The organism is Actinoplanes sp. NPDC049681, assembly GCF_044465265.1.
GTDB lineage: Bacteria > Actinomycetota > Actinomycetes > Mycobacteriales > Micromonosporaceae > Actinoplanes.
In genome coordinates this window covers 1-19,997 of sequence record NZ_JBITLP010000013.1, presented here as the reverse complement: position 1 = coordinate 19,997, position 19,997 = coordinate 1, and the positions used below count along the sequence as shown (strand labels likewise).

At 70.7% G+C, this 19,997-nt stretch carries 21 protein-coding genes and 1 pseudogene; 14 read left to right on the top strand and 8 right to left on the bottom strand.

The genetic code is table 11. The features are described from left to right. Positions 1-140 precede the first annotated feature (140 nt). From ACIBO8_RS36345 to ACIBO8_RS36325, 5 genes are all read left to right on the top strand, one after another. A complete protein-coding gene (locus tag ACIBO8_RS36345) occupies positions 141-665 on the top strand; it encodes a hydrolase (protein ID WP_396120068.1) in 525 nt (174 codons plus the stop codon). A 49-nt stretch (positions 666-714) separates the two neighbouring features. Then, positions 715-2,118: a diguanylate cyclase domain-containing protein gene (locus tag ACIBO8_RS36340; RefSeq protein ID WP_396120067.1), complete on the top strand. Its 1,404-nt coding sequence runs from the start codon at positions 715-717 to the stop codon at positions 2,116-2,118. A gap of 24 nt (positions 2,119-2,142) precedes the next feature. Further along, positions 2,143-3,111, top strand: a complete 969-nt coding sequence (locus ACIBO8_RS36335) for a zinc-binding alcohol dehydrogenase family protein (RefSeq protein WP_396120066.1) — start codon at positions 2,143-2,145, stop codon at positions 3,109-3,111. 73 nt (positions 3,112-3,184) lie between these two features. Further along, positions 3,185-5,158 (top strand): glycosyl hydrolase family 28-related protein, encoded by a 1,974-nt coding sequence (locus ACIBO8_RS36330; protein ID WP_396120065.1) that lies wholly within the window; start codon positions 3,185-3,187, stop codon positions 5,156-5,158. A 60-nt stretch (positions 5,159-5,218) separates the two neighbouring features. Then, complete coding sequence (locus ACIBO8_RS36325) at positions 5,219-6,370, top strand: Gfo/Idh/MocA family protein (protein ID WP_396120064.1); 1,152 nt, start codon at positions 5,219-5,221, stop codon at positions 6,368-6,370. Here the strand turns inward: ACIBO8_RS36325 and ACIBO8_RS36320 are convergent. From ACIBO8_RS36320 to ACIBO8_RS36305, 4 genes are all read right to left on the bottom strand, one after another. Then, the gene (locus tag ACIBO8_RS36320; RefSeq protein ID WP_396120062.1) at positions 6,367-7,263 is read right to left on the bottom strand and encodes a RimK family alpha-L-glutamate ligase; all 897 of its coding nucleotides are present in this window, start codon (positions 7,261-7,263) and stop codon (positions 6,367-6,369) included. The genes ACIBO8_RS36325 and ACIBO8_RS36320 overlap by 4 nt on opposite strands. 5 nt (positions 7,264-7,268) lie before the next feature. Further along, a complete protein-coding gene (locus ACIBO8_RS36315; protein ID WP_396120061.1) occupies positions 7,269-8,249 on the bottom strand; it encodes a hypothetical protein in 981 nt (326 codons plus the stop codon). An 82-nt stretch (positions 8,250-8,331) separates the two neighbouring features. Then, the gene (locus tag ACIBO8_RS36310; RefSeq protein WP_396120060.1) at positions 8,332-8,655 is read right to left on the bottom strand and encodes a hypothetical protein; all 324 of its coding nucleotides are present in this window, start codon (positions 8,653-8,655) and stop codon (positions 8,332-8,334) included. Positions 8,656-8,730: 75 nt separating this feature from the next. Further along, positions 8,731-9,402 (bottom strand): DUF305 domain-containing protein, encoded by a 672-nt coding sequence (locus ACIBO8_RS36305; protein WP_396120059.1) that lies wholly within the window; start codon positions 9,400-9,402, stop codon positions 8,731-8,733. 131 nt (positions 9,403-9,533) lie between these two features. On the opposite strand from ACIBO8_RS36305, the gene ACIBO8_RS36300 reads away from it, so the two are divergent. Both ACIBO8_RS36300 and ACIBO8_RS36295 read left to right on the top strand, forming a co-directional pair. Continuing rightward, entirely contained in the window at positions 9,534-10,973 is a 1,440-nt protein-coding gene (locus tag ACIBO8_RS36300; protein ID WP_396120058.1) for an LVIVD repeat-containing protein, read from the top strand. 141 nt (positions 10,974-11,114) lie between these two features. After that, on the top strand, positions 11,115-11,624 hold the full coding sequence (locus ACIBO8_RS36295) for a class I SAM-dependent methyltransferase (RefSeq protein WP_396120134.1): 510 nt from the start codon (positions 11,115-11,117) through the stop codon (positions 11,622-11,624). Between the two features lie 584 nt (positions 11,625-12,208). On the opposite strand, the pseudogene ACIBO8_RS36290 reads toward ACIBO8_RS36295, so the two are convergent. Together ACIBO8_RS36290 and ACIBO8_RS36285 are read right to left on the bottom strand one after the other, a co-directional pair. Beyond that, positions 12,209-12,394 (bottom strand): annotated as a pseudogene (locus tag ACIBO8_RS36290) (IS630 family transposase); the annotation flags it as partial. 85 nt (positions 12,395-12,479) lie between these two features. Further along, a complete protein-coding gene (locus ACIBO8_RS36285) occupies positions 12,480-12,872 on the bottom strand; it encodes a hypothetical protein (RefSeq protein ID WP_396120057.1) in 393 nt (130 codons plus the stop codon). A gap of 267 nt (positions 12,873-13,139) precedes the next feature. Between ACIBO8_RS36285 and ACIBO8_RS36280 the strand changes: the two genes are divergently transcribed. Together ACIBO8_RS36280 and ACIBO8_RS36275 are read left to right on the top strand one after the other, a co-directional pair. Next, positions 13,140-13,457 (top strand): hypothetical protein, encoded by a 318-nt coding sequence (locus ACIBO8_RS36280; protein WP_396120056.1) that lies wholly within the window; start codon positions 13,140-13,142, stop codon positions 13,455-13,457. Further along, a complete protein-coding gene (locus tag ACIBO8_RS36275) occupies positions 13,390-13,950 on the top strand; it encodes a tyrosine-type recombinase/integrase (RefSeq protein ID WP_396120055.1) in 561 nt (186 codons plus the stop codon). Before ACIBO8_RS36280 ends, ACIBO8_RS36275 begins: the two co-directional genes overlap by 68 nt. 19 nt (positions 13,951-13,969) lie before the next feature. Here the strand turns inward: ACIBO8_RS36275 and ACIBO8_RS36270 are convergent, their stop codons facing one another. Next, the gene (locus ACIBO8_RS36270; protein WP_396120054.1) at positions 13,970-14,788 is read right to left on the bottom strand and encodes a M15 family metallopeptidase; all 819 of its coding nucleotides are present in this window, start codon (positions 14,786-14,788) and stop codon (positions 13,970-13,972) included. Between the two features lie 380 nt (positions 14,789-15,168). On the opposite strand from ACIBO8_RS36270, the gene ACIBO8_RS36265 reads away from it, so the two are divergent. The 3 genes from ACIBO8_RS36265 to ACIBO8_RS36255 are packed head-to-tail and all read left to right on the top strand — an operon-like array spanning position 15,169 to position 16,696. Further along, positions 15,169-15,402: a helix-turn-helix transcriptional regulator gene (locus ACIBO8_RS36265; protein WP_396120053.1), complete on the top strand. Its 234-nt coding sequence runs from the start codon at positions 15,169-15,171 to the stop codon at positions 15,400-15,402. 23 nt (positions 15,403-15,425) lie between these two features. Further along, positions 15,426-16,523 carry a LuxR C-terminal-related transcriptional regulator gene (locus ACIBO8_RS36260; protein WP_396120052.1) on the top strand — a complete coding sequence of 366 codons (1,098 nt, stop codon included), beginning with the start codon at positions 15,426-15,428 and terminating at the stop codon, positions 16,521-16,523. Beyond that, a complete protein-coding gene (locus ACIBO8_RS36255; protein ID WP_396120051.1) occupies positions 16,523-16,696 on the top strand; it encodes a hypothetical protein in 174 nt (57 codons plus the stop codon). The genes ACIBO8_RS36260 and ACIBO8_RS36255 overlap by 1 nt, the downstream gene beginning before the upstream one ends. Here ACIBO8_RS36255 and ACIBO8_RS36250 read toward each other — a convergent pair. Continuing rightward, on the bottom strand, positions 16,693-18,891 hold the full coding sequence (locus ACIBO8_RS36250) for a carbohydrate-binding protein (RefSeq protein WP_396120050.1): 2,199 nt from the start codon (positions 18,889-18,891) through the stop codon (positions 16,693-16,695). The two genes, ACIBO8_RS36255 and ACIBO8_RS36250, sit on opposite strands and share 4 nt — an antisense overlap. Before the next feature lie 92 nt (positions 18,892-18,983). Here ACIBO8_RS36250 and ACIBO8_RS36245 point away from each other — a divergent pair, with 92 nt between their 5' ends. Beyond that, on the top strand, positions 18,984-19,544 hold the full coding sequence (locus ACIBO8_RS36245) for a dienelactone hydrolase family protein (RefSeq protein ID WP_396120049.1): 561 nt from the start codon (positions 18,984-18,986) through the stop codon (positions 19,542-19,544). Positions 19,545-19,599: 55 nt separating this feature from the next. Beyond that, positions 19,600-19,997: ATP-binding cassette domain-containing protein (locus ACIBO8_RS36240; protein WP_396120133.1), on the top strand; the 398-nt coding region annotated here is incomplete at its 3' end.

Below are 19,997 nucleotides of genomic sequence, written 5' to 3'. Positions count from 1 at the left end.
AACCGGGTCATGACGGCGGCGCCGCAAAGGCAGCGGCCAAGGAGCGCAGCCGAGGAGCACAACCGGCCGCGGCCGGGCGTCCGAGTGACGCCCGGCCGTTTGGCTCCCGTAGTCCAGGGCAAGCGCGAAGAGTGGCCCTAATGACTGCCGCGGATCTCGAGCTTCCGGCCGGCGCGACCGGTGTGGTGGCCGTCGTTCGGGGGAGCGGCTCCCGCCTGGTCGCCGAGGCGCTGAACCGGCGCGGCCTGGGCACGGTCCCGGTGGACCTGGGCGCCGGGGAGGACCCGGCCGACCGGCTGGCGGGGGTCGTGGACTGGCTGGGCGAATACGGCCCGACCGCGGACCTGGAGGTCGGGCTCTTCGGCGCGGGCGCCGGCGCGGCGGCGGTCCTGCTCGCGGCGGCGGCCCGGCCCGATCCGGTACGCGCGGTGGTGTGCCACGGCGGCCGCCCCGACCTCGCCGGTCCGGCCCTGATCGAGGTGGCCGCCCCGACCCTCTTTTTGGTGGGCGAGCGCGACGGCGAGGGGCTCGAGCTCGATCGCCAGGCGTGCGCGACCATGACGGTGGCCGTCGAGCTGCGGATCGTCCCCGGCGGCGGGGACCAGGTGGCGGAGCAGGCCGGGGAGTGGTTCGCCGGGCACCTGGAGCGCCGGCCGGCGCATTGACGCAGCCCACAACGGCTCAAGTGCGGCGTGGGCGGTCCGATGGGGTGGCGTGTCCCGGACCGGCGTACGACTCTTCCTCGTGGTGATGTTCGTCGTCACCCTCGTCGAGGCGGTGTACTACTACGCGGTGCCCGGCGAGGTTCTTCACGTCGTCGCGTACACCGTGCTGTGCTCGCTCGCCTGGTGGTCGGCGTTCCGGTGGCCCCGGGGCGGCGGCCGTACGCCGTGGCTGCTCATCGCCACCGGGATGACGCTGTGGTTCGTCGGGGACGCGTACGAGCTGTTCGAGGTGCACTTCTTCGGCAGCACCCCGGACGTGGGGCTGGCCGACGCCTTCTGGTTGGGCGGCTACCCGCTGCTCGCCATCGCGCTCGCGCTGATCGCCCGGAGCCGGGCTCCCGGCCGGTTGCGGGGTGCGGTCGTCGACGCCCTCACCCTGACCGTGGCCGCCGGGGCGGTGAGCTGGCAGTTCATCATGAAGCCGCTGACCGAGGGCTTCACCCTGGCCGAGTCCGCGGTGCCGCTGCTCTACCCGTTCGCCGATGTGGTGCTGCTCAGCGGCGCACTGGTCGTCGCCCTGTCGCCCGGGATCCGCACGGCGCCCACCCGGCTCGTGCTCGCCGGCGCCGTCTGGTTCCTCGCCATGGATCTCGGGTGGAATGTCCTCCCGTACCTCGTCGACAGTCAGCTCTACGGCCGGCTCGGCGCCGCGACGCTCTTCGGCAACGCGCTGGTCGTGGCCGCCGCGCTGCACCCGGCCCGGGGTGAGCTCGCCCGGGCGGGCACCGAGGCCGGCACCCTGCACCCGGCCCGGATCTTCTTCCTCGCCGTGGCGCTGATGACCGCCCCGCTGCTCACGCTGGTGGCCGACGACAAGATCACCGCTGTGGTCGCCTCGGCGGCCTGCGCGTTGCTGGTGATCGTGCGCTTCACCGCGGCGGTCCGCGAGCAGGAACGGGCGCAGGCGCAGCTCGCGTACCAGGCCCGCTGCGACCCCTTGACGGGCCTGGCCAATCGTTCGGTGCTCGGCGACCGGCTGGCCCGGGCGGTGCCGGCGCCGGACGAGCCGGTCGCGGTGCTCTACCTGGACCTGGACGGCTTCAAGCAGATCAACGACCGGTACGGCCACGAGGCGGGCGACGCGGTCCTGCGTACGGTCGCCGGCCGGCTCTCGGCCGCGGTCCGCGAACAGGACCTCGTGGCGCGGCTCGGCGGGGACGAGTTCGTGCTGCTCTGCCCGGGGGTATCCGCCGAGGAGGCGGCCCGGCTGGCGGAGCGCCTGATCAACGACGTCTCCTGGCCGGTGTCCTACGAGGGCCACCACCTCACCGTCGGCGCCAGCATCGGGATCGCGGCGCGCACCACGATCGGCGACGAGGGCCTGCTGCGGGTCGCGGACGCCGCCATGTACGAGGCGAAGCGGCTGGGGCGCGGACGTTACATCCTGAGCTAGATTGATTCCATGGAAACTACTTCTATGGAAGCCATCGTGTTGGAAGCGCCCGGCCCGCCCGAAGCCCTGCAGCTGCGTCGGCTGCCGATTCCCGTCCCCGCGCCGGGCCAGGTGCTGATCCGGGTGAAGGCGTTCGGGCTCAACCGCTCCGAGCTGCACACCCGGCTGGGGCTGGCCGAGGGTGTTACGTTCCCGCGGGTGCCGGGCATCGAGGCAACCGGCGTGGTGGCCGCCGCGCCAGGCGGCGAGTTCGAGCCGGGTCAGCAGGTCGTGGCGATGATGGGCGGCATGGGCCGCACCTTCGACGGCGGGTACGCGCAGTACACCTGTGTCCCCGCCGGCCAGGTGATCCCGTTCCGCAGTGACCTCGACTGGGCCGTGCTGGGGGCGGTGCCCGAGACGTTGCAGACCGCGTACGGCTCGCTGACCGAGGGTCTCGACGTGCGGCCCGGGCAGACGCTGCTGATCCGCGGCGGCACGTCGTCGGTCGGGATGACCGCGGCGGTGCTGGCGAAGCGCCTCGGCATCACCGTCCTGTCGACCACTCGGAACGAGGCCAAGGCGCCGGCGCTCAAGGGCATCGGCGTGGATCACGTGCTGATCGACGACGGCGCGGTGGCCGAGCGGGTGCGGGAAATCGTGCCGGACGGGGTGGACAACGCGCTGGAGCTGGTCGGCGTCCCTACTCTGCCGGACACCCTGCGTGCCGTTCGGAAGCTCGGCGTCGTCTGCTTCTCCGGCATGCTCTCCAACGAATGGATCGTGAAGGACTTCTATCCGATCGGTTACCTGCCGCGTGGCGTGCGGCTGTCCGCGTACGGCGGGGATGCGGACGATCTGCCGCAGGTGGTGCTGCAGGACTTCCTGGACGCCGTGGCGGCGGGGGAGGCGGTCGTGCCGCTGGACCGCACGTACCGGCTGGACCAGATCGCCCAGGCGCACGCGGATATGGAGGCGAACCGCGCGGCGGGCAAGCTCGTCGTTCTGCCCTGAAAGAAGTCGACGAGAATACGAAAATTGCTGACTGCCTCTTGTGAACTTCGTAACAGCCACTTATGGTCTCCGCATGTCGCGAACGAGGAGCCGAACGAGAAGCCTGGTGGTCGCCGCCCTCCTCGGGCTCGGGTCGGCCGTCGTCCCCGGTGGACCGGCCGGCGCCGCACCCGCCGTACCCGTGACCCGGTCCGCCCTCGACCCGGCGCTGGTGGCAGGGCGTGGGGAGGCCGTCGGCTTCCTCGAGCAGGAGGCGGAGAACGCGCGCTTCACCGGCTCGGTCATCGGTCCCGACCGCACCGCGTACACGCTGCCCGCCGAGGCATCCGGCCGGAGGGCGGTCCGGCTTACGCCGGGCCAGTACGTCGAGTTCACGCTGCCCCGCGCGGCGAACGCGATCACCGTCCGCTACGCCCTTCCGGACGCGCCGGGCGGTGGCGGGATCACCGCACCGCTGGGCGTCAGCGTCAACGGCACAGCGCGCCGCACCATGACGCTCACCTCCCGGTACGCGTACCTCTACAACCAGTACCCGTTCACCAACGACCCCGGTGCGGACCTGCTGCATCCGGATTGGTGGATCACCGAGTGCGGCTGCGTACCGGCCGCGACGACGCCCGCTCCGGTGATCGTGAAGCCGTTCCGGCCCATGCACTTCTACGACGAGCAACGGCTGCTGCTGGGCCGGACGTACGGGGCCGGCGACACCGTACGGCTCACCGCATCCGCGGGCGCCGCCTGGACGGTCATCGACCTGCTCGACTCGGAGCTGGTGGCGCCTCCCAAGGTGACCGCACACGCCGCCGACGCGCTGCTCTTCGGCGCCGATCCGACCGGACGCCGCGACTCAGCCGCCGCCCTGGACCGGGCGATCGCTTTCGCCCGCAAGGCGCGCCTCAAGGTCTACATCCCGCCGGGGACCTACCGGGTGGACCGACACATCATCGTGGACGACGTGACCATCGAGGGCGCCGGCAACTGGTACACGATCATCAAGGGGCGGCAGGTCACCCTCGGCGAAGCGCACACCGGCGTCGGCTTCTACGGCAGGGACGCGGCCGACGGTGGCAGCCACAACGTGCATCTGCGCGACTTCGCGATCGAGGGCGACGTCCGCGAGCGCATCGACACCGACCAGGTCAACGGCGTCGGTGGCGCGCTCACCGACTCGTCGGTGGAGCGGCTGCACATCCGGCACACCAAGGTCGGCATGTGGTTCGACGGCCCGATGCGCCACCTGCGGATCGAGGGCAACGTCATCGTGGACCAGATCGCCGACGGACTGAACTTCCACACCGGCGTCACGGACTCGCTCGTGCGCAACAACTTCGTGCGCAACACCGGCGACGACGGGCTGGCCATGTGGTCGGAGAAGACCGCCGACGCCGGCAACACCTTCGACCACAACACCGTGCAGACGCCGACGCTCGCGAACGGCATCGCGATCTACGGCGGCACGGACAACACCGTGTCCGGCAATCTCGTCGCGGACCCGGTCCGGGAAGGCAGCGGCATCCACGTGGGCTCCCGGTTCGGCGCCGAGCCGTTCGCCGGCCGGCTCACGATCAAGGACAACACCGTGGTACGGGCGGGCACGTACGAGCTGAACTGGACCATCGGCCTCGGCGCCATCTGGTTCTACGCCCTGGACCGGACGATCGACGCGGACATCCGGGTGACCGGTGACCACTACCTCGACACCACCTACAACGCGATCATGCTGGTCAGCGACTGGAGCGTGAAGGACCGCTACGCGATCCGCGGGGTGGCTTTCCGGGACATCCAGGTCGACGGTACGGGGACCTCCGTGGTCAGCGCCCGCACCGAGGGCTCGGCGTCCTTCGAGAACGTGGACGCGCGCCACGTCGGCGCCGTCGGCGTCAACAACTGCGGGTCCTTCCACTTCACCCCGGCCGGTTCGGAATTCGCCCTGACGGATCTCGGGGGAAATGACGGGGGGTGGCTGGCGCCGTACCTTCCGAATGTGATCTCGTGCGACGACCGGCCGCCGGTGGTCCCGCCACCGCCACCCACCACCTGGGAATGAGGGCTTTTTGAGGTACGGGCGGCCTTGGCCGCCCGCCTCGGCCGCTCCTACGCTGCGGCCATGAGGAGATCGCTGGGCGTCGCCGTCGCCGGATTCGGATGGATGGGCCGGGTCCACACCCAGGCCTACCTGCGGGTGCTGCACCACTTCCCGGATCTTCCGGTACGCCCGCAGCTGGTCGCCGTGGCCGACGAGGTGCCCGGCCGCGCCGAGGAGGCCGCCGACCGGTACGGCTTCACAAGCCCGACCCGGAACTGGCGCGACCTGCTCACCGACCCGGCCGTCGAGGCGGTCAGCATCGGCGCGCCCAACTTCCTGCACCGCGAGATGGGCGTCGAGCTGGCGCGCGCGGGCAAGCACATCTGGATCGAGAAGCCGGTCGGTCTCACCTCCGCGGACGCCCGCGCCGTCGCCGAAGCGGTCCGATCGTCGGGGGTGCAGGGCACCGTCGGGTTCAACTACCGCAACGCCCCCGCGGTGGCCGCCGCCCGCGAGCTGATCGCCTCCGGTGCGATCGGCGAGGTCACCCACGCGAGGTTCCGGCTGTTCAGCGACTATGCCGCCCACCCGGACGGCGCGCTGAGCTGGCGCTTCGAGCGGGCCCGCGGCGGCAGCGGGGTGCTCGGCGACCTGGCGGCGCACGGCGTGGACCTGGTGCGGCACCTGCTCGGGGAGATCGGCTCGCTGGTCGCCGACACGGCCGTCTTCGTGCCGGAGCGGGCCCGGCCGACGGGAGCGACCGCCGGGCACACCCGGGCCACCGGCGGAGAGCTCGGCCCGGTCGAGAACGAGGACTACGTCTCCGCGCAGCTGCGGCTGGTGTCCGGGGCGCGCGCGGTGCTCGAGGCCAGCCGCGTCGCGGTCGGCGACCAGAACAACTACGGCTTCGAGATCCACGGCACCCGCGGCGCGGTGTCCTGGGATTTTCGGCGGATGGGGGAGCTGACGGTCGGCTCGGGCGGCGACTACCAGGACCAGCCGATGAGTACGGTCCACGTCGGACCGGGGCACGGCGAGTTCGCGGCCTTCCAACCGGGCGCTGGCACCGCCATGGGATACGACGACCTCAAGGTGATCGAGGCGTGGCACTTCCTGCGGTCGATCGCGCAGGGCCGTCCCTCCGGTGCGACCCTCACCGACGCCGTACGCAGCGCCGAAGCGCTCGACGCGATGAGCACCTCGGTGGAATCCGGGTCGTGGGTGACTCTCTAGGCGGCGGCGCGGGCGATGATCGCCTCGGCGTAGTGGCCGCACTGGTCCGGGAAGTGCGGGAAGAACTTCACCGGCGCCACCAGCTCCGCCTCCAGGAGCAGCAGGCCGGAGGGGGACGCCGGGTCGATGATGAAGTCCAGGCGTACCGACAGCGGCTCGTTGACCAGCAGGCCGCGCAGCTCGGCGTACGTCTGCCGGATCACCCGCTCCTGCTGGGCGGTGAAGCCGGGATAGGGCTGCGGGTCCGGGTGGAACGCCCGCGCCCGGTCGCCCGGCCGCAGGATGGCCGCCTTGGTGACGGCGTGCGAGATGGCGCCGTCGAGGGTGACCACGCCCAGTTCCCGGTGCGTGTCGATGGCCGCCACGTACGGCTGGACGATCGCGGTGCCGAGCTCCCGCAGGTAGGCGGCGAGGGCGGGCAGCTCGTCCGCGGCGAACTCGCGCGCGCCGAGAGTGCCGCCGGACGCGATCGGCTTGGCGACCACCGTGGGCCGCGCCGGGTCCACCGTCCGGAAAAGGTCACGCAGGGTGTCGGGATCCGGCTTCTCGACCAGCGTGGTGGGCACGATCGGTACGCCCGCCTCGCCGAGCCGCGAAAGATACCTCTTGTTCGATCCCAGCGCGATCGCGTCGAGCGGGTTGAGCAGGCGGGTGCCGTCCAGTTCGCGCGCCCACAGCCACTGGTCGAAGGCGGACAGGTCGGTCCACATGCTCCACGGCGATTGCAGCACCACCGCGTCGTAGCCGGCCCACTCGACCCGCTCGCCGCCGTCCCAGGTGACGATCTCGGGCGTCGCTCCGCGGGCGCGCAGCTCGCCGGCCACCAGCGGGCTGTCGGTGTCCCGCCAGAGCGGGTCGGGGAAGCCGCGCGAGGTGACCAGGGCGATCCGCATGGTGGTCAGCGCGCCCCGGCGATCCGTGGACGCCCGCCGGTCGGCTGCGCCCAGGCCGGCAGCTCGCGCCGGCCGGACCGCACCTCCTGGGTCGCGTCGGCGGCGGCCGCCGGGACCGGAAGCGCCTGCGTGACCACGGCCTGTGTGGTTTCCGCCCCGCTCGCGATCTGTCCCAGTCCGAGCCCTGCCTCCACGGCGGCGGCCACCGCGGGAGGGCTCAGCACGACCTTGTCCCGCTCCGCTCGGTCGAGCACGGCCCGGGCGGCGTCCGGCAGGGCACGCCGGGCGGCTTCCGCCACCGCCTGAGCGGCCATCACCTCGTTGCGCAGGGTGCGTACCGCTGCGGTCGCCACGTCGGCGGCCTTCCAGGCGGCGTCCTCGGCGTCCAGCGCCTTCTGGTACTCGGCGAAGCGATGGTCGGCCGCCGCCCGCGCGAGCACAAGCTCCTGCTCGACGGGGTGCAGCGTCGGGTCCCAGCCGTTGCGGTAGGTCAGCGCGTCCAGGAGCTGGGTGTCGGAGAGGTCGCCGCGACGGTGGGCGGCCTGAGCGGCCCGGCGCAACGCCTGCACCCGCTCGCCGCCGTCGTCCCCGGCCGGCTCGGGTGTCGCGTACGCGGCGGCCCGGCGTGCCCGCTCCAGCGCCGCGTCCGCGTCCTGCCACGCCTGCCATGCGTGCTCCACCAGGGACTGCGCCTGCTGGCATTCCTCGCGGCGGCGTTCCGCGGTGGCGGCGGCACCCCGGGCCGCCACGGCGATCTCCTCGGCGTACCGGATCGTCTCCTGCGCCTCCGCGGCCCGCTGCTGCAGCTCGGCGCGTTTCTGCGCGGCGGACTGCTGCAGCCAGGCGGTGATCTGCCGTGGCCGGCGGACACCCCGGGGAAGTGCGAGTCCGCCGAGGGCGACGACGGCCAGCACGATCAGCGCCAGCCAGATGGCGGCCGCCCGGCCGCCGCTCTCGCCGACGAGGAGCTCAAGCGCGTGTTCCATGTCCCATCCCTTTTCCACCAACGAGCACCGGTAATCGATCGGCCCCGATCCGCCCGCGGGGGGCCGGGGAACTGCCGTGCGATCAGGCGGTGGTGGGAGGTGCCCGCGACCCGGTGGCGAAGCCGCTGACCTGGCCGGCCAGGAGGGTGATCGGGGCCGTCGCGGCGAGGGGGACCGCGGCATCAAGGGCGACGGCCGGACCGGCGGCCGGGGCCGTGGCGAGCAGGAACGACGGCGGCTCGGAGGCCGGCGCGGGGGTGATCTCGGCGGCCGCGACGGTGGCGGTCACCGAGACGGGCGCCGGCTCCACGGGCGCGGCGGTGACGGCTGCCCCGCCGAGCAGCGCGAGGAAGAGCGAGGCGACGAGCGGCAGCCGCGTACGCCGCAGCACCCCCCGCACATCCACACCGGACAACCTATCCAGGAACATCAGCCCCGCGCACCTCCCGTACGGAGGATCGTGATCGATGCAACCCCGTCCTCACGGAAGTCGCAGCTGTTCCATGCGGCGGATCTCACTGCCCTGCTCGACCGCCATCTCGTTGGCCATCTCGCGCAGCTGTTGATCGCTTCCGCCGCCCACGACGTCGCCGGCCATCTGGATGGCCCCCCGGTGGTGGGCGCTCATCATGGTGACGAACTTGCGGTCGAAGGCCGCGCCGGTGAGCCCGGCGAGCACCGCCATGTCGGCGTCGGACTGCATGCCGGGCATGGTGCGGTGGTCGTGCGCCGGATCGCTCGCCGGCAGCCTGCGGTCGCGCAGCCAGGCCCGCATCCAGGTCACCTCGGGCGCCTGAGCGGCGCCGATGCGGCTCGCCAGCGCCCTCAGCCGGGGATCGCCGGCCCGGCCGGCCGCGAGCCCGGCCATCTCGATCGCCTGTCCGTGGTGGACGATCATCATCTGGACGAAGGCGGTGTCGATCGAGTTGAACGTGGCGCCGTCCGGCGCCCGGACCTCGTCGGAATCCGTCACCACCGCCGGGTCGCCCGGCTTGCCCGGAAGGACGACGCGTTGCGGCGGCACGGAACTTGCCGCGGCGCGCGGAGCGGCAGCCGACCTGTCGTCGCCGGAGCGTGCGGCCACGGCGGCGCCGCCCGCGCCCAGCACCACCGCGGCGGCAGTGATCAGCGTCAATGTCCTCTGGCGGCTCATCGGGTCCTCTCGGCCACGCGAACAAGCTTCCCCGGGTCAGTGCCGGAGCACTACTGTAGCGACGAACGTCAATGCGCACCGACCGTGACCACATCATGCCCCTCGGTGCGTCGACAGCCGGAAGGAGCTTCATGAAGCACTCTGCCCCACGAGGGCGGCAGCTCAAGCGCCTGGCGGGCCTGAGCGCGGCTGCAGTCGTCGCCGGCTTGCTCGCCGCGCCGTCCAGCGGCGCGGCGCAGGCCCCGGCCGACCCGGGTACGCCGCCCGGCGTCGACGAGGTCGCCAGCACGCCGAACATCAACCAGGTCGCCTACCTGCCGAAGACGGGCCCGTTCGCCACCTCGACCAACACCGACTGGGCCTTCCAGGGCAGGTACGCGTTCGGCGGCAACTACAACGGCTTCACCGTCTACGACATCGCCGACCCCAAGGCGCCCGCCGTCGCGGCCCAGGTGCTCTGTCCGGGATCGCAGAACGACGTCTCGGTCAGCGGCAACCTGCTCTTCCTCGGTACGGACTCCCAGCGTACGAACGACTCGTGCGACAACGCCGCGTCGACGAGCACGGCACCCGGCGACCGCTGGGAAGGCATCAAGGTCTTCGACATCAGCGACCCGGTGACGCCGCGGTACGTGAAGTCGGTCAAGACGACGTGCGGCTCGCACACACAGACGCTGGTGCCCGGAAAGGCGGGCGACGACTCGGTCTACATCTACGTGTCGTCGTACAACCTGGCCGGTGCCGACCAGCCGAACTGCGCGCTGCCGCACGACAAGATCTCGATCGTACGGGTGCCCCGGAGCGACCCGGCCGCCGCTGCGGTCGTCGCCACGCCGGTGCTGTTCCCGGACGGCGGGAACCCGGGCGGGCCCGCGAACCAGGCCCCGACGACCGGGTGCCACGACATCACCGCGTACCCGGAGAAGGACATCGCCGCGGGCGCCTGCATGGGTGACGGCGTGCTCATGGACATCTCGGTCCGCTCGGCACCGCGGGTGATCACCACGGTCCGCGACACCGAGAACTTCGCCTTCTGGCACTCGGCGACGTTCAACAACAACGCCACCAAGGTCGTCTTCACCGACGAGCTCGGCGGTGGCGGCATGGCGACCTGCAACCCGGAGATCGGACCCCACCGCGGCGCCGACGCGATCTACGACATCGTGGGCCGCGGCGCCGATCGCAAGCTGGAGTTCCGCAGCTACTTCAAGATCCCGCGGACCAACACCGACACCGAGAACTGCGTGGCCCACAACGGCTCGCTCGTCCCGGTGCCGGGCCGCGACATCATGGTGCAGGCGTGGTACCAGGGCGGCGTCTCGGTCTGGGACTTCACCGACTCCCGCAACCCCAAGGAGATCGCGTACTGGGAGCGCGGCCCGATCTCGGCCACCCAGTTCGTGCTCGGCGGCTCCTGGTCGGCGTACTGGTACAACGGCTTCATCTACTCCAACGACATCAGCAAGGGCGTCGACGTGCTGGAGCTGAAGGACGTCCGGACCAACCCGGCGCGCCGGGCCCGTACGGACGAGTTCAACGCCCAGTCGCAGGACAACTACCGCAACTGGTGACGACCTGCGTCACAGGCCCGGTCCTTCGCGGGGCCGGGCCTGCCCGCATCTGGCAAGGTGCGAGACGTGGAGAACCTCTGGCTGCAGAAGATCGCCGAGAACCCGGGCCACTCGCGCTGGTACATCGAGCGGTTCCGGACCATGGCGGCGGAGGGCGCCGACCTGGCCGGCGAGGCCCGTCTGATCGACGCGATGGTGCCGCGCGGTTCCCGGATCCTCGACGCGGGCTGCGGCACCGGCCGCGTGGGCGGCTATCTGGCGGCCGCCGGTCACGACGTCACCGGCGTCGACCTCGACCCGGAGCTGATCGCGGCCGCCCGGGAGGACCACCCCGGCCCCCGTTGGCTCGTGGGCGACCTGTCCGAGCTGGACCTGCCGGAGCGCTTCGACCTGATCGTGTCCGCCGGCAACGTCATGACGTTCGTGGCGCCGAGCACCCGCGTCGAGATCCTCCGCCGGCTGCGCGGCCACCTGAGCCTGGGCGGCCGGGTCGTGATCGGTTTCGGCGCGGACCGCGGCTACGCCTTCGCCGACTTCCTCGCCGACGCCGCGAGTGCGGGTCTGGCGCCCGGCGTGCTGCTCGGAACCTGGGACCTGCGCCCGTACACCGAGGACTCCGACTTCATGGTGGCCCTCCTGGAGCCGCGCTGATCGCTCAGCGGTCGTTCAGGCTGAAGTGCATGTTCAAGGTCACCGCTTGGTCATATCCCTGGTGAGGGTGCTGAGCGTACTGGTCGATGTTGGTGGGTGTTCGACGGCCCGACGACGGCCCGGAGGGCCCAGAGATGGCCCAGAAATCACTCCGGCTCCGGCTCGCCAACGCTCGAGCGGCAAGCTTGCCGTTGTAGTTCATTTCGAACCAAGCGGCGGAATGCGCTGACCTTGCCGCATTGCCCGAATCGCTGCCGTGTGCAGGCGTCCAACATCCCGACTGGCTGGGCCTTCTCCTTCGCGATCGTCTCCGGCCTCGTCCTCGGACGACGCGAAGTCGTCAAGCTGGTCTTGGGCCTCGTCCTGATCGTCCGGGCGGCGCAGCGAGACCTTCCGGCTATCGCTCGAGCGATCTTTCCCCCGAATAGCCGCAAGTAGCTGAGGAAAGATCCGGGATCCGCTTCGTGTGGCACGTCCAGGCGTCGGCCCCGGTCATCCCGATCAGGATGACCGGGGCTTCGTCATAAGCGCCGATGCCGTGCGAGCTGCCGCCAGTCCGCGCGCCGGGAGCGAAGCGGCAAGGCGCGGACCGCGTCCTCACCGCCCTGGACGAGGCGGGCGATCGCCGGGACGGTGTTCCCGCTGGCCGACGCCATGATGACCATCGCCCGCCGCAACCGGATGGGTGACCCGGTCCCACGCCGCACGATCGGCTGTAATCGCCGGCCTTCCTCATCGCTGGGCCGGCGGCCCCGAACGGGATCTGCCATCCACACAGCCTGAACCCCGACCACAGCGAACCCGGGAACGCCGACCGGCGTGTCACCCACCCGGCCAACGTTCGCGGTCAGAGCACTAGCTTGGGCCAATCCACAGCGCGAGCCAGCCTGCGATCATGCTGCTGACGCTGACCGCCAGCGAAAGGATGTCGAAGCCTCGGGGCCGGCTCGGTTCCCCTGACGGCTGCCTGCGGGGGAGCCCTGGCGATGCGGTCGCCCGGACGGACTTGTCTGGGTACCGGTAACGGGCCGCCCTCCGATCGCGGTCGTGGCCGAAGACCCGCCCGAGCCGATCGAACCGATGGCGATAGCACCCGATCAACAGGCCGAGGCCGATGTTGCGGCATGCCTGCCGCTGGCGCGTGTAGCCGCCACACTTGAACGGGGCGATGAAAGTTAGGTACGGCACGAACAGGGCGAGCGCGACGAAGATCGCAAGACGACGCTGGTCGGAGATCCAGAAGAGCACGGCCAAGATGGCTAGTACGAAGCCACCAACCGCCCGCCCGGCAACCTTCGAAGACCTGCGGGCCATAGACCGACGCTAACGTCCGTCATTGAGAAGCGGAAGCCAGGCATGGGGTAGCCAATCCGACAGGGCCGGGACGTGCTCGCCGTGTCGCCACTGCGACGTACAAGTCCAGCGACGGTTGCATCGACGGCATCGGGTTGCGCCGGGCACCTTCGGGTGGTGCGTTTGCTACGGTCGGGCCAGGCGGGGATGGGCGGACGCGGAGTGACGCAGACAGCGATCGAGTTCCGGCGATGGGTCGGGAAGCTGGTGTTGTTCTTGACCCTCTGCTGGGTGGTCGTCCTGGTCTCCCTGGTAAGCGGCGCGGCCCGGGGTGCCTCGATCTCACCGCTCAATGCCGTCCTAGCTGTGCTGCCGGGTTGCGCCTTTGTGCCGGCCGCCTACTTCGTCGTGCAGCTGCACAGGACGACGGACTCCGTGCAGATCGGCCGGCTGTGGCCCAAGACGTTGGTGTATGGGATCGCCGGATTGGTCCTGCTGTTCGGTGGCGCCTACGCCGTCTACGCGGGGAGCCAGTCGTGACGTTCCAAGTCGAGCCGACGGACCTCGTCGCCTATGCCGCCCGAGTGCCGCTACCGGAGTCAGTCGCCCGAGTCGCGCAAGCGCATCTCGCGGAGTTCGCTGCCGTGAGCGTGACGGTGCCGTGGGAGGACCCGCGCCGAGGACAGTTGGTGACTGTCCCGCTGTTGTTCACGACGACCCACCGGAAGCCTCTGCTCAGAGCGGATTCGCCGCCACTTCCTGGCACCCGGCGCTCAAGGGTGCCGGTATCCAGCGGACGCGGGCTAATGGCCTGCACGCGCTACGCCATTTCTACGCCTCGGCGCTGCTGCACGCGGGCGAGAGCATCAAGGCCGTCGCCGAGTGGCTGGGCCACGCCAATCCTGCCTTCACGCTCCGCGTGTACGCCCACCTGATGCCCGACAGCCCTGGGCGCGCTCGAACGGCGCTGGACGCGCTGTTTGGCGGCTCCGACGCAACCGACGGCCCAGCGACGGCCCAGAAGGGAAGCTGATCTTCATATGCGCAGGTCGTCAGCGGTCGTTCAGGCTGAAGTGCATGTAGTCCTTCAACGTGCGCCAGCGTCCGCCCCAGGAGAGGCCGTTCGCCGTGAACGCGCGAACGGCGCCGGCCGCATGCATCATTCCGCGCCGGTACGGGGCTCGCGCCAAGAAGTCCACGCCGGAGCGCGGGTCGATGTAGGAGCCCCTGATCATCGGGTTCTGCACCGGGTTGACGTCGATGGCGAGCCCGTACGCGTGCTGCGACAGCGTCTTGCTCCCGGCCACCTTCCGGCAGCTGTAGCCCGAGGTCACGGTGCTCATGTCGGTGATCCACGGCGCGTTCAGCGACATCGGGCTCATACCCATGATCCGGAATCGCATCCGGTAGAGGCTCAGGAACGCGCGCTGGACCCGCTGGGCGATCGCCTTGTGGACCACGATGCTGCCGCTGCGGGCGGCGCCGTAGAAGTCGATGTAGGTGACCCAGACCTTGCGGAGGTCGGCCGGTAGCACGGGGCACTTCTTCTTCGGGTCCCAGTTGACCGCGGCCGGGGTGACCCGTTCGATCCGGGTGTGCCAGCCGGTGAGGAGCGTCGGTGGCTTCGCCAGGTGCAGGACGCCGTCGACGCTGGGCTGATGGGGCTTCACGATGCCGTTCCAGGCGCGCAGCTGGGCGGGGGTGATGTCGTACACCGCGGCGATCTTCTTGATGGTCTCGCCCGGCCGCACCACGTGGTACGGCGGTGTCGTCGACGCCGGCGACACCGGTGCGCGGGGCGTGGCCCGGGCCGGCGGGGCGGCAGAGAACGGGACGATCAGGACGGCGAGGAGCACGAGAATCTTCTTCATCACCACCATTACGCACCAGACAGCCATGATCATGGGCAGGAACGAGGAAAACGGGCGGACCGGTTCCGACGTCCCCCGTCTGAACGTCGGAGCCGGCCCTGCCGGCGTGTCCTGCCCCGTGCCCGTGGCGGCGAGGCGCGGGCCCGGACCGCCGGGCGCGTCGGCGAGCGGTCGGCTCGTCCCGTGCGCTGCCAGATTGCTGAGGGACTGCCCGGTCGGTCAACGGGCGGCCGCTGCGCGGCCGGGAAATTGCGGGATACGGAAGCGGGCCGGTGCGGTTTTGCGCAATGGCAAGCCGCAAATCCGGCAGCTCTGGACCGCCGGCGCGGGGCTGTGGTTGCATGCGGCCGAGATGAGGACACCCGAACGGAGCAGCCGCTTTGCCGAAGATCACCCTGTCCGACCGCGAACGTGAGCTGGTGGCCCTGCTCGCCCAGGGGCACACCGACATCTCGGCGGCCGCACAGCTCGGCATCAGCGCGCGGTCCGTCACGAACATTCTGCGGAGCCTCATGGACCGGTTGGGGGTCGACAACCGCTTCCAACTCGGGCTCGCGCTCGGCTTCCTCCGCAAGGCCAACGTTCCAAGTCCGTCCGTCGGAAGCGACGATTGACGTCGTAGATGAGAATCGATGGAGTGACGAGCTCTCCCGTTCCCCTCGGCGCCGCCGTACCCTCCCTGGTCCGTTGGGGACTGTCCAGCGACGCCGACCTCGTCTTCCGCACCCTCGTGACCTTCGGTCCGCGCACCGAGCGCACCCTGACCGTCGAGCTGGGCCTGCCCGGGCGGCGTACGGCCGCGGCGCTCGCCGAGCTGCGGGAATCGGGCGCCGCGGTGTCCACCGACGACAGTCGTACGACGACCCGCATCTGGACCGCCCGGCGGCCGGCGGCGGTCGTCTCGATGCTGCGGTCGCGGCGGCTGAGGCTGGTGGACGGGCAGACCAAGGCGAAGTCGCACCACGGCGTGGTGCACGCGCTGCGCAGTTCCGGCATCGGTGCCGCCCTTCCCCTGGGTTCCTTCCCCGGCCTGGCCGGCACGTTCGCCGACGGCATGCGCTATCTCCCGAGCCGCGAGCAGACCCGCGAGCGCCTGGTCGAGGTGCTCGGTGGCCCGCTCCGCGAGGTCATCTCGATGAGCAACGAGCAGGTCATCGACGCGACCTCCGCCCGGGCCGCCGCGCCGTTGGACCTGCAGATGTACGAGCGTGGCGTCCACCTGCGCGTCCTGGCCATGCCGCCGGCCGACGGCGACCCGCTCGACGTCAGCGGGCACCTCGTCAACGGCACCACCTTCCAGCGCCGGGAGGCCACGGAGGTGCCGCTCAAGCTGCTGCTCATCGACCGGCGGATCGCGCTGTTCCCGGCCGATCCGCAGGATCTGGAGCGTGGCTACCTCGAGGTCTGCCGGGCCCCGGTGGTGCAGGCGCTGGCCGGGCTCTTCGACCGGCACTGGAGCGCCGCCGCGATCACCCAGCAGCGCACCGTCGCGCCGATCGTGCTGTCCGAACGGGAGCGTGGCCTGATCACCCTGCTCGCCGCCGGGCACACCGACCACACCGCCGCCGAGCGCATGCGGATAAGCGCTCGCTCGGTCACCGGCATCCTGCGTAACCTCATGGACCGTCTCGGCGTGGAGAACCGGTTCCAGCTGGGGCTGGCGCTCGGCTCGTTGCGAGTCGTCGCGCCACCCTCCCTCTCGTACGATCCCGACATTCCCGATCCGGAGTCCTGATGTCTTCCCGGTTGTTCCTGGCCCTGTTCGCCGTCCTCGCCGCCCTCGTGCTCGCCCTCGGGGCGTACGCAGGCACTGCCCGGTCGTCCGGCGGCACTCCCGACCGCGTGGTCGTCGCGGTGACCACGCCGCCGCCGGACGACCCGAACAGCACCTGCATCGCCTGCGTCTAGTCGGACAGCCGGAGGTAGTCGAGGTTGAACCCACCGGTCTCGCAGTAGACGGTCACGAGCTGGTCGCCCGCGGCCAGATCGACCGTCGTGTGCACCGACTGATAGGTGCCCCAGCCTCCGGTATCCGGGACCGACACCCTGGCCAGGACCGCGCCGGCCGCGTCCCGGAAGGACACCGCGTCCGTGGCGACCGCTCCGGTCCCGTTGGCCACCCGCAGCTCCAGGTCGTAGGTGCCGGCCGCGGCGACGTCGACCCGGTAGGTGAGCCAGTTGCCGGGCGCGGTCCAGCCGACGTTGCGGCCGCCGCTGGCCGAGGGGTTGGTCTCGATGAAGTTCGGCCCGCCGTCGGTCCAGCCGTGCTGCCCGGTGTAGGCCTCGGCCTCGACCTTCACCCCGACCGGCGCGCCGCGCGGCACCACCGTGACGTGCACCGTCACCTCGTCGCGAGCCCGCCCGTCCGTGACGGAGAACGTGAGGTCCTGCGTCCCTGCGGTCGTCGGGTGCAGCGTCACCAGACCGGTCGCCGCGTCAACGGTGACGCCCTCGGGCAGGTCGACGGCATAGTAGGCGAGCCGGTCGCCGTCCCGGTCGGTGGCGGTCAGCCGCACCTGGGCGGTGCCGTACTGGTCGGCGGTCACGTCCGCGACCGGCCGCAGGACCGGGGCATGGTTGCGCTTGGGCGGGACATGGGCCTTCCAACGGTACGTGGCATACGAGCCGGCCGGCACCTTCACGACGAACGACCGCCCGGCGAGCACCACCCGTACCGTGGAATCGTTGGTGTTGGTGTTGCCGAGGATCGCCACGTAGTCGTCACCGTCGCGGTAGACGACGTTGCTCACCCCGGCGGAGGTCGCGCTGGACTCGACCCGGACGTGCCGCGGGGTCAGGTAGCGGGCGAACTGACCCATCGCGTACAGCTCTTCGCGTACCGTGAAATCCCGCGTCTCGGTGTTGACCTTGACCAGGCGGTTCGGCCACTTGGTGGTGCGGCCGATCTCTTCCCAGTCCACATTGTTGTCCCGCTTGTCGGTCCAGTGCAGCGTGCCGCCGTCCTGGTCGGTGGTCTGCGCCCACATGATGTAGGAGCTCGCGTCCAGCCGGAAGAACGACAGGATGGTCGCGGGGTTGAGATCGCTGGTCTCGGTCATGTGCACGGGCTTGCCGTACTGCTCGTACGCCTGCCGCATGACGGCCGGATCACCCCAGTACGGATGGAACGCGATGCCGTCCGCCGCCGCGAGCGCCTTCGGGTCGTCGAAGATCCGATAGTAGTTCTTGGTCGCCGTGCTGTTCGGGTCGCGCCAGTCCCAGAAGTTGAAGTCGTGCACGTAGAGGGAGGTCCGCAGCCGGGCGGCGGCCAGCTCCCGCTTGATCGCGACGGCGAGCTTCTGCTGCTGGGCGACGCTGATGTCCATGGCCGGGTAGACCACGTCCATGCCCGGCTCGTTCAGCAGGGTCAGGGCGTCGATCCGGATGCCCTTCCGGGCGTACGCCTGCAGGTACTTCACGTAGTACCGGGCGAAGACGTCGATGCAGTCGTCCCGCAGCTTCCCGGCCTGGTAGTAAGCGGTCGTGCTGCCGGGCAGCAGCGCCACCTCGCCGGTGAACTTGTTGTTCGTCTTCATCCACGCCGGGGCGCTCCACGCGGAGGCGAAGAAGGTGGCCCGCGGGTTGTAGCGCTGGATCAGCTTGACGGTGTCGACGATGTGCAGGTCGATGTCGCGCTTGATCGAGAAATGCTGGAGTCCGAAGTCCTCGGTCACCCCGGCGGGAAGCTCGTCGTACGACCAGAACGGCAGGTGCTCGATCAGGTCGGGGCTGCCGATGGTGAGCCGGAACCGGTCGAGGCCGGCCCCCGACCGTGGGTCGACGAGCAGGCGGACGGCCTCCTCGCGCTTGGCCGGGGTGAGCTTCCACAGGTTGGAGACGCTGGTCTCGTCGATGGAGAAGCCGATGCCGGCGTACCGCTGCCGGACCTGGCTCGGGTCCACGACGACGGTTGCGTCGGTGGGGGCGCCGGCGTCGCTGCCGACGTACGTGGTGGGGAGCGGCTGCCACGCCTTGGCAGCCCCGGCGGAATACGTCCCGGTGACGGGTTGACCGCGATGGGTCGCCGCGGCGGGTCCGACGGGGCTGAGCACGGTGGCGGCCGTGGTCAGGACCGCCAGGGCCGCGGTCAGGGAACGCCTCACAGAGCCTCCTCGAGGTATCGACGATCACTTATTTTGCACCTCGAACTAAGGGTCGGCAATAGTGCGGCGGCTCGCTGCGGCATCATCGGACCATGGCTGACGTGCTGCTCTTCCACCACGCGCAGGGGCTGACCCCGGGCGTCCAGGATTTCGCCGAGACGCTGCGGCAGGCGGGCCACACGGTCCACGTCCCCGACCTCTACGCGGGCCGGACTTTCCCGTCGCTCGCCGAGGGCGTCGATCACGCACGGCAGACCGGCTTTTCCACCATCATCGACCGGGGTGCGGCCGCAGCGACCGACCTGCCGCACGAGCTGGTGTACGCCGGCTTCTCCCTCGGAGTGTTGCCGGCTCAGCTGCTGGCCCAGACGCGCCCCGGGGCGAAGGGGGCACTGCTCTTCCATGCCTGCGTCCCGCCCGCGGAGTTCGGCGTACCGTGGCCGGAAGGCGTGCCGGTGCAGGTCCACGGCATGGACGCCGACCCCGAATTCGCCGCTTCAGGAGACCTCGACGCAGCGCGCGAGCTGCCTGGAGCTTCCCTGTACCTGTATCCGGGGGACAAGCATCTCTTCGCGGACAGCAGCCTTCCGTCGTACGACCCGCAGGCGGCGGCGTTGCTGACCTCGCGCGTGCTCGAATTCCTGCGACTGTGATCCAGGTCACTCCGCCCGCGGAACCGCAGGCGATCAAGTCGTCGTCTTGCTGGATGTGAAACGAACTTTGGACACCGAGACGGCCCCGACCACGCATCCGTGGGCAGTGCACACCGAGGGCTTGCGGGTTCGCGCGGGTCGGCATCTGGCTGTGGATGGTTTGGATCTGGCGTTGGGTACGGGTGTGCATGGTCTGCTGGGGCCCAATGGTGCGGGTAAGACGACGCTGATGCGTGCGCTGGCGACGGTGATCAAGCCGGCTGGTGGGCGGTTGTCGTTGCTGGGTGAGGACGTCGATGGCCGTGCCGATTTGCGGCGGGTGCGCCGGGGGTTGGGGTATCTGCCGCAGCAGTTCGGGTTCTATCCGCGGTTCACGGTGCGGGAGTTCGTGGAGTACATGGCCTGGTTGAAGGAGATGCCCAAGTCGGTGGTGGCGGGGGCGGTGCAGCGGGC

Coding starts and splice junctions, on each gene's coding strand:
- ACIBO8_RS36345 (WP_396120068.1), top strand. CDS start 141: ATGACTGCCGCGGATCTCGAGCTTCCGGCCGGCGCGACCGGTGTGGTG.
- ACIBO8_RS36335 (WP_396120066.1), top strand. CDS start 2,143: ATGGAAGCCATCGTGTTGGAAGCGCCCGGCCCGCCCGAAGCCCTGCAG.
- ACIBO8_RS36330 (WP_396120065.1), top strand. CDS start 3,185: ATGTCGCGAACGAGGAGCCGAACGAGAAGCCTGGTGGTCGCCGCCCTC.
- ACIBO8_RS36325 (WP_396120064.1), top strand. CDS start 5,219: ATGAGGAGATCGCTGGGCGTCGCCGTCGCCGGATTCGGATGGATGGGC.
- ACIBO8_RS36320 (WP_396120062.1), bottom strand. CDS start 7,263: ATGCGGATCGCCCTGGTCACCTCGCGCGGCTTCCCCGACCCGCTCTGG.
- ACIBO8_RS36315 (WP_396120061.1), bottom strand. CDS start 8,249: ATGGAACACGCGCTTGAGCTCCTCGTCGGCGAGAGCGGCGGCCGGGCG.
- ACIBO8_RS36305 (WP_396120059.1), bottom strand. CDS start 9,402: ATGAGCCGCCAGAGGACATTGACGCTGATCACTGCCGCCGCGGTGGTG.
- ACIBO8_RS36300 (WP_396120058.1), top strand. CDS start 9,534: ATGAAGCACTCTGCCCCACGAGGGCGGCAGCTCAAGCGCCTGGCGGGC.
- ACIBO8_RS36295 (WP_396120134.1), top strand. CDS start 11,115: ATGGCGGCGGAGGGCGCCGACCTGGCCGGCGAGGCCCGTCTGATCGAC.
- ACIBO8_RS36275 (WP_396120055.1), top strand. CDS start 13,390: ATGGGATCGCCGGATTGGTCCTGCTGTTCGGTGGCGCCTACGCCGTCT.
- ACIBO8_RS36270 (WP_396120054.1), bottom strand. CDS start 14,788: ATGAAGAAGATTCTCGTGCTCCTCGCCGTCCTGATCGTCCCGTTCTCT.
- ACIBO8_RS36255 (WP_396120051.1), top strand. CDS start 16,523: ATGTCTTCCCGGTTGTTCCTGGCCCTGTTCGCCGTCCTCGCCGCCCTC.
- ACIBO8_RS36245 (WP_396120049.1), top strand. CDS start 18,984: ATGGCTGACGTGCTGCTCTTCCACCACGCGCAGGGGCTGACCCCGGGC.